Here is a 15,058-nt window from a genome sequence, read left to right as displayed (position 1 = left end):
AAGTGGGGGAAAAGCCTGAGATGATATCAGGGGCTTACCTATCACTATAGAACAGCGATTTCATCTATATGCTGAATCAGGCATCCGGTGATAGGCAGATTCTTGCAAAGCAGCTCAACATTTCGCCATTCCAGCTTTCCTATGTGACGAACAGCAACGAGGGCGAGGGGCTGCTGTTCTACGGCAATACCATTATTCCGTTCAAGGATAAGTTCGATACTTCGCTGAAACTTTATGGCCTTATGACCACGAAACCGAATGAAATTGCAAAATACAGGGAGAGGAAAGACGCATGATGAAAGAGAAAAAACTGAGCCAGATGATCCTGAAGCTGCATGACCGTGCTGAGGCAGCAAAATACGATGGCGATTCTAGCCCGCCTTATCAGGAAGTGAAAATGCTGAACTTCCACGATGAGGAATCGGTGGTGCATACGGTGCTGGAGGACTTTTACGCAGTCGGCGCACTGGCAGATGAACTGACCCACGGATTCCACATGGAAGAGCGGGGCTACATCGACCGCACGGAGGTCAATTCCCGGCTGATCGCTTTTGCCAGGGAGCTGGAGCGGATTCTCGATAAATGGGAGACTCATGCAGTCCTGATTGCATGAGTTTCCTGCCGGACGGGAGGTGAATCCGATGGCAGACAAGCGATTCCGGGGCAGAGATAAAATCGTCCAGAAAATGACCAAAGACGGTCTGGTGGAAGAGAATCTCCGCACCGGGGAAACCAAGTCCGCAGTTGAAGAAGAACCACCGAAGCAGGAAGATTCGGAAAAAGACGCTGCGGAAAGTGCAGAAGAAACCCCTGTTGTGGAAGAAGATGTGTGCATGGATGCCGAGGATGGAGAGGAGGAAAAGCCCCGGCGCAGCACCGCCAAGCAGAGTACAGAATATTATAAAGCCCATCAGGAGGATGGCAAAGCGAAAGAAAAAGACGCTTCGCCAGTGGACGAAGATGCAAAGCCTGCGCCGAAGAAAAAGGACTGCTTATCCTTTGATGATGAGCAGCAGGGCGGCATCGTCCGGGGCGCAGGGCTGGGCATTAAGAAGGTGGCGAAGAAAGGAGTGGATACCGCCACTGGTTTTGCCCACAACAAGGTACATCAGGTCGAAAAGGAAAACTCCGGCGTGGAGTCGGCGCACAAGGGCGAAGAAACGCTGGAAGGACTGTACCGCTTCTCCAAAGGCCGGAAAAAGACCAGAGAAAAATCCGCCAGAGCTGAGAAAAAAGTCGAGGCTGAGAAAAAATCCAGCCGTCTGAAATTTTTGGAGAATGAGGGCGGCATAACCGAAGAAGCGGCAGAAATGCCATTGAAAAAGAAACCGCCCCAGCCGCCACCGACTGCCGCAGGAGGTGAAGCAACAAAGACAGTCGGTTCAAAGTTTTACCAGAAAAAGCAGTATAAGGATGCCTATGCAGCAGCCAAGCGGGGCCAGAAAGCCGGAAACGCTGCCAGCAAGCAGGCGGCAACGGTAGCAAACACGCTTGCAGAAAAAGCAAAGGCAGCGGTGCAGGAGGTCGTTGTGCAGAACAAGACCCTCTGGGCGGGACTTGGCATAGCAGCACTGATGCTCATGCTGATTATGGGCGCATTCTCAAGCTGTTCAGCAGCGATCCATGGAACGGGCAGTACCTTTATCGGAACGACGTATCCCAGTAAGGACGCTGACATGAAAGGTGCAGAAGAAGATTATCTGGAACTGGAAAAGAAGCTGGATGAGCAGATACGGCAGATGGAGTCCACACATCCCGGCTATGACGAATACCGTTACCAGTTGGATGAAATTGGGCATGACCCCTATCAGCTGATCTCTCATCTGACTGCCGTATATGAGCAGTTCACCAGAGGACAGGTGAAACCCGTCATCAAGTCGCTGTTTGAGCAACAGTATCTCCTGAAAGTCTGGGAAACGATAGAGATTCGCACACGCATGGAAACCAGAGTAGGGATTCGGCCAACGATTGACGCTTTTGGAAACGTCAGCATGGAAACCTATACCTATCAGGAAGAAGTGGAGTATGAGTACAAAATCCTCAATGTCCTGCTGAAAAATAAAGGCTTTGACACCATTGCCAGAAAGAACATGGATCGGAAGCAGACTGGGCGGTATGATGCCTACAATCTGACCTATGGCAATCGCCCGGAACTGTTTGGCGCAGGATCACCTACATACAGTGGCGGCACAACAGGAAGCATTGGCTCTGGCGGTTCGGGTGGAACAGGCGGCAGTTCCGGCGGTGGTTTCCGATATGATATTCCAGAAGAAGCCCTGTCGGATGAAAAGTTTGCAAAGATGATTGCAGAAGCCGAAAAGTATCTGGGTATGCCGTATGTGTGGGGCGGCAGTTCTCCAAGCACCAGTTTTGACTGCTCCGGCTTTGTCTGCTGGGTCATTAATAACTGTGGCAATGGCTGGAATGTCGGACGCACGACGGCAAACGGACTGCGTGGCAAGTGCAGCTACGTTTCTCCTGCAAATGCACAGCCGGGTGATTTGATCTTCTTTGAAAAAACCTATAATACTGTCGGCGCGTCGCACGTTGGCATCTATGTCGGCAACGGAATGATGATCCACTGCGGTGATCCGATTTCTTATACCAGCATCAATTCGACCTACTGGCAGAACCACTTCCTTGGTTTTGGCAGAATCAAGTAAAGGAAAGGAGAGAAGCTAGATGAGCAAAAAGCTGAAGAAGTTTTTGAATGATGCAGAGAAAACCGAAAGCAAGATCGCGGAACTGGAAGAGTATCTGAGAAATGTCCGGGCGGCACAGAAAAAAGAAGAGGACAATGAGATCGTTCGGGCTATCCGCAGCACAAAACTGGGTGGGCGTGATCTGCTGGCACTGCTGGAAAATATTCAGGCGGGGAATGTGACGTTCCAGACAAGCGTAAACCACGAGAACAAGACTTCGGAAGAAGCAGAAATGGAGGATGTGATTGCGAAAGATGCTTAAAAAGCTGGATGTTGTGATTCCCAGTGTAGTGCTGACCCTGCTGATGGCAGTCGGCTTTTCCACTCCGGCATTTGCCTATGTAGAGCCGGAAGTCAAGGAAGAGCCTGTGCAGGTCATTGAGGAAGAGGAACCCACCGAGGAAGAGAAGATTCCGTTCACCATTGCGGGCAACGGCGAGGTGGAAGATAACATCACGGACGATTCCAGTAAAGAGTTCTTCACGGTCAAGACCAAGGGCGGCAACACCTTTTTTCTGGTGATCGACCGGGCAAGGAACAGCGAGAATGTGTATATGCTCTCAATGATCGACGAGTACGATTTGCAGGAGTTTCTGACCGATGAGGAACGCAACGGCAAGGAAGAAGAGGAGCCGGCAGTCGTGTTGCCGGAAACCAAACCTGAGCCGGAACCGGATGTCGAGATCGAAGAGCCGGAACAGGACGATGGAAAGCTGACCAAGATTCTGGCAATCGTATTTGTTCTGGGTGTGGGCGGTGCAGGCGCATTCTTCTATTTCTACATCTATAAGCCGAAGCAGAGTGAGCCGGAAGTATCGAAAGAAAATCTGGAATATGAAGCTCTGCCGACAAAGAACGAGGATGAGCAGGACGCAGAAACCGAAGAATAATAGAAAACCCGTATAATCTAGTGGTGCAGGGATGGTCTGATTCGGACTGTCCCTGCTTTTTTCAAACAAGCAGGAGGATACATGAAATATCTTGTGATAGCAGAAAAGCCGAGTGTAGCACGTTCCATCTCGAAAGTGATCGGTGCATACAAACATGAGGACGGGTATCTGGAGGGTGGGGATTGCGTGGTGAGCTGGTGTCTGGGGCATCTGGCAGAGTATGCAGCCCCGGAGTATTATGATGAACGCTATAAAAGCTGGCGGTTCGATGATCTTCCGATTCTCCCGGAAGAGTGGAAGCTGCTGGTTTCGGAAGATAAGAAAGCACATTTCAATATTCTGCGGAAGCTCCTCCGAAGCAAAGATTTCGATTATGTGGTAAATGCCTGTGACGCAGGGCGTGAGGGCGAAGCGATCTTTCGCCGTGTGTATGGTCTGGCAGGAAGCAAACTCCCGGTCAAACGGTTGTGGATCAGCAGCATGGAAGATACCGCTATCCAGCAGGGCTTTGATTCCTTAAAGGATGGCACAGAATATGACAACCTGTTTGCCGCTTCGGAGTGCAGGGCAAAGGCAGACTGGCTGATCGGCATGAACGGCACACGGGCCTTTACCAAGAAATACGGCAGGCGGCAGACCATTGGACGGGTGCAGACTCCAACACTGGCAATGCTGACGGAACGGCAGAACAAAATCCAGAACTTTGTGAAAGAACCGTACTACAAGGTGGAAATCACGGGAAATGGCATCGTGGCAGAATCGGAACGGATGGTGCAGGAGCAGAATGCGGATACCGTGCAGGCAGCTTGTGATGGACAGTGTGCCGTGGTCGGCAGCATCGAGCGCAAGCGGAAAGAACAGTCAGCCCCGAAGCTGTACGACTTAACGACTTTGCAGCGAGAGGCCAACCGCTATTATGGTTTTACCGCCAGCCAGACATTGAAGATCGTACAGGAATTGTACGAAGAAAAGCTGGTGACATACCCGCGAACGGACAGCCAGTACATCACGGAAGATATGCAGCAGACCATGACAGATTTGCTCAACCATTATAGCGGCGAGGTTGGCAAAGTGGAACAGGTAGTCAATAACAAGAAAGTCACTGACCACCATGCGATTCTGCCGACGCTGGAAAGCTGCAAGCGTGAGCTAAACAGCCTGTCCGGGGACAAAGAAAAAATCTTTGCCCTCATCGTCTGGAAGATGCAGCAGGCAGTACAGCCGCCATACATCTATGAGGATGTTCTGGTAACAGTATGCTGTCAGGACAGGAAGTTCACTGCAAAATACAAAAATATTTTGCAGGCGGGACATACCGCAATGCCTGTTCCGTTTGCAGAACAGGAAAAAAGCAAGGATGTGGCATTCCCTAAGAAACTGGAACAGGGCGCGGTGATTCCTGTGGTGAGTGCGGAGAAAAAGCAGGGCTTTACATCTCCGCCGAAGGCATTTACCGAAGATACCCTGCTTTCTGCAATGGAAACCGCAGGCAACAAGGAGTTTGAAAAAGACACGGAAAAGAAAGGACTGGGAACGCCTGCGACCCGTGCAGCGATTCTGGAAAAGCTGGTATCTTTCGGCTATGTGGAACGCAAAGGCAAGCAGATTCTTCCCAGTGCAGAGGGGGTCACGGCAATCGCAAATATCCCGGATTACCTGAAATCGGCAAGCATGACCGCTGAGTGGGAAAATGAACTGCTGCGGATGGAACAGGGCGAAACAAAGCCCGCCAACTTCATGCAGGGAATCAACGGACTTTTGGATAAGATGTTGGCAGACCTCCGGCAGATTCCGACCGTACAGGAATCGACTACTTATAATAAGGTATCTATCGGGGACTGCCCGGTATGCGGCAAAACCGTCTGTGAGGGCAGACAGAACTTTTACTGTTCTGACCGCGACTGCAAATTTGCCCTCTGGAAAGAAAGTAAATACCTTTCCGGCATGAAAAAGACGCTCACGAAGAAAATGGCAACTGACCTTTTGAAGAAAGGACGCACCCATGTAAAAGACTTCTACTCTGCCAAAAAGGATAAGACCTTTGCCGCAGACCTTGTTATGGCAATAGAAAACGGCAGGGCGCAGTACAGTCTTGAATTTCCGAAAACACCAGCTAAGAAGTAAGGAGGGAACGGTTGGCAAAATTTAACGATATTCGGGAACTTGCCCAGCAGAACGCGCGGTGGGTAAGCAATTCTCCGAAAGACTGGATGAACTATCTGGATGTGGCGGCACGGCTGTACCGTTATTCGTTCAAAGATACTCTGCTGATTCATGCCCAGCGTCCTGACGCGACTGCCTGTGCAGAGCTGGAAGTCTGGAACAAGAAAATGAACCGCTGGGTAAACCGTGGCGCAAAAGGCATTGCACTTCTGGACGATGCCAGCCCACGGGCAAAGCTGCGCTATGTGTTCGACATTGCGGACACGCATCTGGTGCAGGGAGGCAAAACGCCGATCCTCTGGCGCATTGATTATTCGGAACACCAGCGGATGATCCTCGACCATCTGGCAGATACCTATGCACTGACGCAGACGGACAGCATGAATGCTGCGCTGATGGAACTGGCACAGCAGTTGACCGCTGAGAATCTGGAAGAAGCGATGGATGGTCTGGAATATGAGGTGACAGACACATTTCTGGAAGGACTGGACGAAGATAATCTCCGTGTCCGTTTCCGGGAGTTAATGACCAACAGTATTTTCTATACCCTTTCCAGACGCTGCGGACAGGAACCGCTGGAAGTGCTGGACGATGAGGATTTTATCCGTATCGTGGATTTTAACCAACTTCCGGTCTTGACTTTCTTGGGCAATGCTGTTTCGGAACAGTGTGAAGCGGCTCTCCGTGACATCGGACGGGAAATGCAGAAAATTTACCGAAAAGAAGTTACAGAACATCTTGCAAAAACTGCCGACAGCTTGTATAATACCAGTACGGACTTTAGCACATTAAAGCACGAAATCGAAACAAACATCACCGAAGGAGGAAAACCGTATGGAACTGACTTATCACCGCAAGGGGGACTACCTGTTTCCGAACCTGACCGTACAGGACGAGCCGATGAGCATTGGGAAGTACGGGATGCTGCGCAGGACTTATCTGAGGGAAAACAAGAAGAACTGGTATCAGAGTATGCTGATGAGCGGCAGGCTGAATCAGCATCTGGCGCAGATCGACGAGCAGGCGGAGAACCGGATGGAAGAACTGATCGAGAGCCTGAACGAGAAGTATCCGGCTCCGAACAAGGAAACCGAACAGATGGCATGGGTGGCACATCAGAACAATCTGACCGCGATGGCGGAAGAGATCGTGCTGAAGGAATTGGTGTACAACTAACCGCTGACACAACCGAACAGGATTTGAGCGAAGCAGAGGAAGAAATTGCCTCTGCTTTTTCTCTGCCCAGTCTGCCGACCGTGGAACAGCAGATTCGGGCAATCGAAGCCCCGATGCAGGCCCAGTATGCCGATGAGATCACGATTCCGGCAGAAGTTGTGGATGAAATCCTGCGGACGGGAAGCAATCGAGGCAAAAGCCAGCTCCGCCTTATCTATAACTTTATGACCGAACAGACCCCGGAAGAGTATACTGCTTTCGTCAAAAAAGAGTATGGCGAGGGCGGCAAGGGCTTTGAGATCGGCGGCACAAAATATGCGGTCTGGTTCGATGAGCTGGGAATGCAGATTGCCGTTGGCGATACGGTTCGGAACGACCCCAAAAACAAAGCATTTCTGTCCTGGGAAGATGTCAGCGGCAGAATCTATCAGCTTTTGCAGCAGGGGGAGTACGCACCAAAATCTGTCTTGGATGCAGCCCGTGGCAATGCCCTGCATGAACACGCAGAAGCCCTGAGCTATATGGAACGTGATATGGCAGAGGGTGTGTCAGAGATGGTCTTTGCCGATACGTCTATTTTCTCCGGTGGATACCCGGAACTTACAGAACGCCTTGCAAAGATGCTTGACCAGCCGGAATTTCTGGCTGACCTGAACGAACGTCTTTTGGGGTTGGCAGAAGCCTATGCCGAAGATAAAAGCGTGATGCGGATGCAGTTCTATCGCCCGGACAAAGTATCTGAACAGTTTCAGAAGTTTGCTCTCCCGTTCCAGCCGTATCAGGCAAGAGAGGGCTTTCAGTGGAATGAGCAGAAAGTTTTTATCACGGAAGATGAGATCAATGCTTTCCTTGCAGGCGGCGGGCCGTATTCGGATGGCAGACTGGCAACGTACAGTTTCTACCTTAATCACGAAGAGAAAGCAGAACGCGCGGCGTTTCTGAAAGACCGATACGGTGTGGGCGGCAGCAGTCATGCACTTTCCCGTGCAGATAATTCCCATGCCAACTATGACGGCAGAGGTCTGGAACTGGCACGGGGCAGCTATGGAAAGCCGGATGCACTGGTGAAGCTGAACTGGAATCAGGCGGCTGAACGAGTTGCAAAGCTCATTGACCAGAGTTTGTATCTGAAGCCTGCGGATTACAGTCGGATGCCGAGTTACGAGCGTGAGCAGATGGCAAATCGGGTGATTGGTTTCTACCATCGTCTGCCCAATGAAGTGGAACGTCCGTTTGAACGGGAACTGCTGAACGAAGACGCCAGAAAGAAACTGCCCGCCATGCTGGCTGATTCGGAACAGGCGGCAGAACTTCTGGAAAAGATGGATGTAGCACTTCTTTCCGTTCCGCTGGATTCCCCGGACTATGCAGAAAAATCAAAGTTATTGGCTGACCTGCATCAGTATGTTGAGGGAACGTATACGATCTTCCCAGAGAAGAAAAAGGCTATTGAGATTTCTGCTTCTGAGACAGGACAAATATCGCTTTTCGATATTTGGGCGCAGGAACAGGAATCGAAAGAGCATTCAACCACCGCAGTGGTTGAAGAACCCCAGAAGCAGGCGGCAAAGTATAGCAGAAACATCGGAGATTATCTCTATCTGGAAGATGACCGCCTTTATAAAATCGAACGTGTTACGGATTCTCTGATCTATCTGAAAGATGTGGAACGTCCTGCATGGGCAGCACGGGTGCTTCGACCGAACCAGTATGATGCAGAACTGGAAAAGAATCCGCTGAATGATTATCTTCTGGTAGGGCAGGAATCTGCGCTGAAAGATAGTCGCTGTGTTTACAAAGAATGTCTGTATTCCATGCTGGATGCGGTGCAGCAGAGTGAAATCTATCCGTATCTCCGTGACCGCGATGTGGATGCAGATGAAGCGGAAAAGGAACTTCGGAATAAGATCGACGAGCTGTTAGAACAGAATGCGGAAGCTGCCCCGCTGTATCTGGAAGCCAGCGAGAACTGGGAGAACTTCAAAGACTGGCTGGTAGAAGATATTTTCCAGCGCACCTATCAGGACATGATGCCGGATTCCCGCGATGCGGTTGCCCTTTACCAGAATGACATTCATGCGCCCCGATGGGTGCGTGGCATGATGGTAGATGCGGCTGTGCAGGAAATTAAGACAGTGCCGGAGAAGAAGCGGGAAGAAAAACAGGAAAATCCAGATAAACCCACAATGAGAGCGTATTACCGCTCAACTGCGCGAATGGAAGATGGGTATGTTGAGCGAATTGCAATCTTGCAATATCCGAACGGTAAATATTATAACCACTATGGATTTGATGATGTCCGGGGTGAGGGAGCAGGAATCGCAGGGCCGTTTGATACACTGGAGAGTGCGCGGCAGACCTTGAAAGCACATCGCCCGGATGCGGAGGAAGGTTTATCACCATTGTCTGCTGAAGCAGAAAATGAGTATCATGCGCTGAAAGAACGTTACCCGGATGCGCTGGTCGGCTACGAGCAGCACGGTAACTTTGAGTTCTACGGCGAGGATGCAAAGCGCGTTTCAGAACTTCTTGCCAGCAAGCTGTTGGAAAAGGAAACCGCACTCGGCAAGGTTGAGGTATCTGGTTTTCCGTGTGAACAGTGGGCTTCACAGGCAATGAAGCTCTGGAAGCAGGGGGAGAGCGTCTATCTGTCCGGCCAGCAGGAAGATGGAACCCATGCGCAGACAAAGTATTTCCGCAGAGAGGAATATCTGCCAGTCAATACCATCGTTGAACTGGACGATAGGGAGTTTCGCGTGGATTCGGTCAACTTTGAACAGGGAACAGTCAGCTTGCAGGATATGACCCTTGCGAAAGAAGCCCGGTATCCGATCTTCCGAACGGAACCGCTGGAGTATATTCGGCATTTGTATGAGCAGGCAGATATGCCGCTGGAAGAAGCGGTAGAAGCTACCGTCTTTGTGGCCCTGCACAATGCAGGTGTGGCCTACGAGGATTTTTCTCCGGAACAGATGGATGTAATCTATGCTGTTGCGGAGAATGGCGGCAGTCTGGAAGAATTGCTGAATCCTGAATTTAGCCCGGAACAGATGCAGCTTATCGCAGATGTGCAGACCCGGACAGATGCTATCCATCGTTCGGCGGCAGATGATGCTGTTAAGCCCCTTACCAGCAAGCCTATGACCCCGGAAGAGGTCAACCAGGCACGGAAAGAGAAAAATCTGCCGCTGGACACGGATACCGCGCAGAAGCCGCCTGCACAGCCAAATCAGAAGCCTATCAATTTCCGTATCACAGACGATGATCTTGGCGCAGGAGGAGCCAAGACAAAATTCAAAGCAAACATCGAAGCCATCCGACTGCTGCAAACGCTGGATGCCGAACAGCGGCAGGCAACCGCCGAAGAACAGGAAGTTTTATCCCGGTATGTCGGCTGGGGCGGTATTCCGCAGGCATTTGATGAGAAGAATGCGGACTGGGCAAAGGAGTATGCGGAACTGAAATCTCTGCTCCCGGCAGATGAGTACAGTGAAGCGCGGGCATCTACGCTGAATGCTTTCTACACTTCGCCTACGGTAATCAAGGCAATATATGAAGCCCTTTCCAATATGGGTCTGAGCAAAGGCAATGTGCTGGAGCCGTCATGTGGAGTGGGCAACTTCATGGGTCTTGTGCCTGAAAGCATGGAAAACATCAAGATGTATGGTGTGGAACTGGACAGCGTATCAGGACGCATTGCACAGCAGCTTTATCAGAAGAACAAAATTGCCGTGCAGGGCTTTGAAACGATGCAGTTCCCGGACAGCTTCTTTGACTGCGTGGTGGGTAATGTGCCGTTCGGCAATTACAAAGTGCCGGATAAGCGGTATGATCGCCACAACTTCCTCATCCATGATTACTTTATTGCAAAGAGTCTTGACCTTGTTCGTCCGGGCGGCGTGGTGGCGGTAGTCACTTCCAGCGGCACAATGGAAAAAAAGGATTCCTCTGTCCGAGAGTATCTTGCCAACCGTGCTGATCTGGTCGGCGCAATTCGCCTGCCAAACAATGCGTTCCAGCGCAATGCAAACACAAGTGTTGTAGCTGACATTTTGTTTCTGCAAAAGCGTGACCGGGCGGCAGTGGAGCGGGCAGAGTGGGTAGACCTTGGCACAACGCCGGAGGGATACCCCATCAACCAGTATTTTGCGCAGCATACCGAAATGGTGCTGGGCGAGATCACGACTGAAAGTACGCAGTACGGCAAGCAGGAAACTACGGTCAAGCCCATCGAGGGCGCAGACCTTGCACAGCAGTTGAAAGCAGCCGTTGAGAACATCCATGCGGAAATCACAGAGCCGGAAATCACGGATGATGAACTTGACCAGAACGCAGAACCGCTCCCGGCAGACCCGAACGTGAAGAATTTCAGTTACACCAACGTAGACGGACAAGTCTATTACCGTGAAAACTCCTACATGAACAAGGTTGACCTGCCTGCGGTCACGGCAGAGCGTGTACTGGGGATGATCGCCCTGCGGGAAACAACACAGAAATTGCTGGACTGCCAGTTGCACGATGGCACAGATGCCGAAGTGGAACTGCTGCAAGGAAAGTTGAAAGACCAGTATAAGCGGTTTACAGCGCAGTACGGTCTTATCAACAGCACCGCCAATAAACGGGCATTCCGGCAGGACAGCAGCTATTGCCTGCTGGCATCTCTTGAGATTCTGGACGAGGATCAAAACCTCAAGCGGCTGGCAGATATTTTTGCGAAACGCACCATTCGCAAGCCGGAACCTGTGACTTCTGTGGATACGCCGAGTGAAGCCCTGGCACTCTCCATCGGAGAAAAAGCAAAGGTCGATGTGCCGTTCATGGCAGAACTTTGCGGAAAGACAGAGCAGGAAGTGACCGAAGAACTGGCAGGCGTTATCTTCCGCAATCCTGTCACACAGGCGTGGGTGACGGCAGACGAATATCTGTCCGGCAATGTCCGGGAAAAGCTGGCAACGGCAGAAACCTTTGCTGCAAACCACCCGGAGTATCAGGTCAATGTCGAGTATCTCAAGCGGATACAGCCGAAAGATTTGAATGCTTCGGAGATTGAAGTACGGCTGGGTGCGAACTGGATCAAGGCAGAGTACATTACGGACTTCATGGAGCAGGTGTTTAAGACACCAAGCTACTATATCGGAAGTTCCATCAAGGCTACCTATTCGGAAATCAGCGGCGCATGGAACATCAGCGGAAAGTCACTTGACCGGAGTAATCCCCGTGTAACGAACACCTATGGCACAATGCGGGTCAACGGCTATCGACTGCTGGAAGATGCGCTGAATCTCCGGGATACCAAAATTTACGATACCGTCTATGAGGATGGAAAAGAAAGGAGAGTGCTGAACAAAAAAGAAACCATGCTGGCGCAGCAGGCACAGGAAGCAATTCGGGATGCGTTCAAGCAGTGGATTTTCAAGGATTTAGACCGCAGAGAGGAACTTTGCAAGGTCTACAACGAGAGATTCAATGCGATTCGTCCCCGTGAATACGACGGCAGCCACATCAAGTTTGTGGGCATGACCCCGGAAATCAGCCTGATGCCGCATCAGAAAAATGCAGTGGCGCATATCCTGTATGGCAATAATACGCTGTTGGCGCATTGTGTGGGTGCGGGCAAGACCTTCCAGATGATCGCTGCCGGCATGGAAAGCCGCCGTCTGGGTCTGGCACAGAAGAATCTCTACGTTGTGCCGAATCACCTGACGGAACAGTGGGGCGCGGATTTCCTGCGGCTGTATCCGAATGCCAATGTGCTGGTGGCAACGAAAAAGGATTTCGAGCCATCCAACCGAAAGAAGTTCTGTTCCCGAATTGCTACGGGCGATTATGATGCCATCATTATCGGGCATTCGCAGTTTGAGAGGATTCCGCTTTCCCCGGAACGGCAGAAATCTATGATCGAGCGGCAGATTCAGGACATTACCTTTGCGATTGCAGAAGCAAGGGCAGAGGACGATGGTAAGAGTTTCACGGTCAAGCAGATGGAGAAAACAAAGAAAACCTTGCAGGCAAAGCTCCAGAAGCTGAACGACCAGAGCCGCAAGGACGATGTGGTTACATTTGAGCAGCTTGGTGTTGACCGCCTGTTTGTGGATGAGAGCCATTTCTATAAAAATATGTTCCTCTACACAAAAATGCGGAATATCGCTGGTATTGCTCAGACCGATGCGCAGAAATCCTCGGATATGTTTGCAAAATGCCAGTATCTTGATGAGATCACTGGCGGCAAGGGTGTGACCTTTGCAACAGGTACACCCGTATCGAACAGCATGGTAGAGCTGTATACCATCATGCGTTACTTGCAGTATGACACCTTACAGAAACTTCATCTTGGACATTTTGATAGCTGGGCGGCTTCGTTTGGCGAAACCGTAACGGCAATCGAATTGTCCCCAGAGGGAACGGGCTACCGTGCAAAGACGCGGTTCGCCCGTTTTTTCAATCTCCCTGAATTGATCTCACTGTTCAAGGAGTCCGCAGACGTACAGACAGCGGATATGCTGAATCTTCCTGTGCCGGAAGCAGAGTACATCAATGAGGTGCTGAAACCCAGCGAAACGCAGCAGGAAATGGTGAGCAGCTTTGCCGACCGTGCAGAACAGGTGCGAAACGGCAATGTCAATCCCAAAATTGATAATATGCTCAAGATCACGAATGACGGTAGAAAGCTGGCACTGGATCAGCGGCTTATCAATGACCTGCTCCCGGATGAGCCGGAAAGCAAGGTCAACCTCTGTGTGGAGAATGCCTATCAGGTGTGGGAAGAATCTACGCCCGACAAATCCACCCAGTTGATTTTCTGTGATTTATCGACCCCGAAAGCAGACGGAACATTCAATGTGTACGATGATGTTCGGGAGAAACTGGTGGCAAAGGGAATCCCCCGTGAGGAGATTGCTTTCATCCATGAGGCAAATACCGAAACCAAAAAGGCAGAACTGTTTGCAAAGGTACGTTCCGGTCAGGTGCGTATCCTGCTCGGTTCGACCCCGAAACTTGGTGCTGGTACGAACATTCAGGACAGGCTGATTGCTCTGCATCATCTGGACTGCCCTTGGAAACCCTCTGACCTGGAACAGCAGGAAGGACGCATTCTTCGTCAGGGAAACCGCAACCAGAAAGTGAAGATTTTCCGTTACGTCACAGAAAATACGTTCGATTCGTATATGTGGCAGATTCTGGAAAATAAGCAGAAGTTTATCTCGCAGATCATGACCTCGAAATCTCCTGTCCGTGCCTGTGATGATGTGGACGATACCGCGCTGACCTATGCAGAAATCAAAGCATTGGCAACGGGAAATCCCTACATCAAGGAAAAGATGGATTTGGATATTCAGGTCAGCAAGCTGAAGCTGATGCGGGCCAATCATACCAGCCAGATTTACAGTCTGGAATCGGATATTGCACGGCGGTATCCGGCAGAGATCACGGCAGCGAAAGAGCGCATAGCAGGTCTGAAAGCTGACCTTGCAGTGGCAAAGCCGTTGCTGGAACAGGATAAGGAAAAGTTCTCCATCACGGTGGAGGACAGGGTTTATACCGACCGCAAGGAAGCCGGATCGGCGATTCTTGCAGCCTGCGCCGCAATGAAGATCGCTAAGACAGAGGGGCAAATCGCAGATTTGGGAGGGTTTGCAATCAGTTCCCGGTTTGATGCGTTCGCTCAGACATTCAAGCTGACCATCAAGCGGCAGAGCAGTTATACGATTGAACTTGGCAGTGACCCAGCTGGCAATATCCAGCGTATTCTCAATGCGCTGGCATCCATCGAAAAGACACTGCCGCAGGTGGAACGCAGACTGGAAACCTTACAGCAGCAGTTGGCAGAGGCAAAGGAAGAAGTGCAGCGTCCGTTCCCGCAGGAGGCGGAATTAAACGAAAAATCTGCACGGCTTGCAGAACTGAACGCCCTGCTGGACATGGATGAAAAGGGGGATGATGCGGCTCTTGGCATGGATGAAGAAGTGACGGAGAGTGAAATCCCTGCGCCGAAGCGTGAGATTGAGCGGAGTGCAGACAGCGTAAAACGTCCGTCGATTCTTGCACAGCTTCACGAAAAACAGGCGGAACGCATGGCAGAGCCGAAACCGCAGAAAAAGAAAAGTCACGATATGGAACTGTAACTGA

The 15,058-nt window shown here is 50.9% G+C and carries 6 protein-coding genes and 1 pseudogene; all 7 read left to right on the top strand.

Features of this window, described 5'->3' with window-relative positions; all coding sequences use genetic code 11:
- Window positions 1-50: 50 nt before the first annotated feature.
- Window positions 51-296, top strand: a pseudogene (locus tag DWX00_RS18565) (VirB4-like conjugal transfer ATPase, CD1110 family); the annotation flags it as partial.
- A complete protein-coding gene (locus DWX00_RS18560; RefSeq protein ID WP_118538981.1) occupies window positions 293-613 on the top strand; it encodes a hypothetical protein in 321 nt (106 codons plus the stop codon). The pseudogene DWX00_RS18565 and the gene DWX00_RS18560, both read left to right, overlap by 4 nt.
- 28 nt (window positions 614-641) lie before the next feature.
- On the top strand, window positions 642-2,663 hold the full coding sequence (locus DWX00_RS18555; protein WP_118595987.1) for a C40 family peptidase: 2,022 nt from the start codon (window positions 642-644) through the stop codon (window positions 2,661-2,663).
- A gap of 19 nt (window positions 2,664-2,682) precedes the next feature.
- On the top strand, window positions 2,683-2,964 hold the full coding sequence (locus DWX00_RS18550; RefSeq protein WP_118595986.1) for a DUF4315 family protein: 282 nt from the start codon (window positions 2,683-2,685) through the stop codon (window positions 2,962-2,964).
- A complete protein-coding gene (locus tag DWX00_RS18545; RefSeq protein WP_118595985.1) occupies window positions 2,957-3,592 on the top strand; it encodes a CD1107 family mobile element protein in 636 nt (211 codons plus the stop codon). The genes DWX00_RS18550 and DWX00_RS18545 overlap by 8 nt, the downstream gene beginning before the upstream one ends.
- A gap of 81 nt (window positions 3,593-3,673) precedes the next feature.
- Window positions 3,674-5,716 (top strand): type IA DNA topoisomerase, encoded by a 2,043-nt coding sequence (locus DWX00_RS18540; protein ID WP_118595984.1) that lies wholly within the window; start codon window positions 3,674-3,676, stop codon window positions 5,714-5,716.
- Window positions 5,717-5,727: 11 nt separating this feature from the next.
- The gene (locus tag DWX00_RS20240) at window positions 5,728-15,054 is read left to right on the top strand and encodes an Eco57I restriction-modification methylase domain-containing protein (protein ID WP_243038057.1); all 9,327 of its coding nucleotides are present in this window, start codon (window positions 5,728-5,730) and stop codon (window positions 15,052-15,054) included.
- The last annotated feature ends 4 nt before the right edge of the window (window positions 15,055-15,058 follow it).

It is taken from the genome of Blautia sp. AF17-9LB (assembly GCF_003479185.1).
GTDB classification, from domain to species: Bacteria; Bacillota; Clostridia; order Lachnospirales; family Lachnospiraceae; genus Fusicatenibacter; species Fusicatenibacter saccharivorans.
Note: the sequence above shows the minus strand (reverse complement) of the source record. Positions and strands in the feature narration are given on the sequence as shown.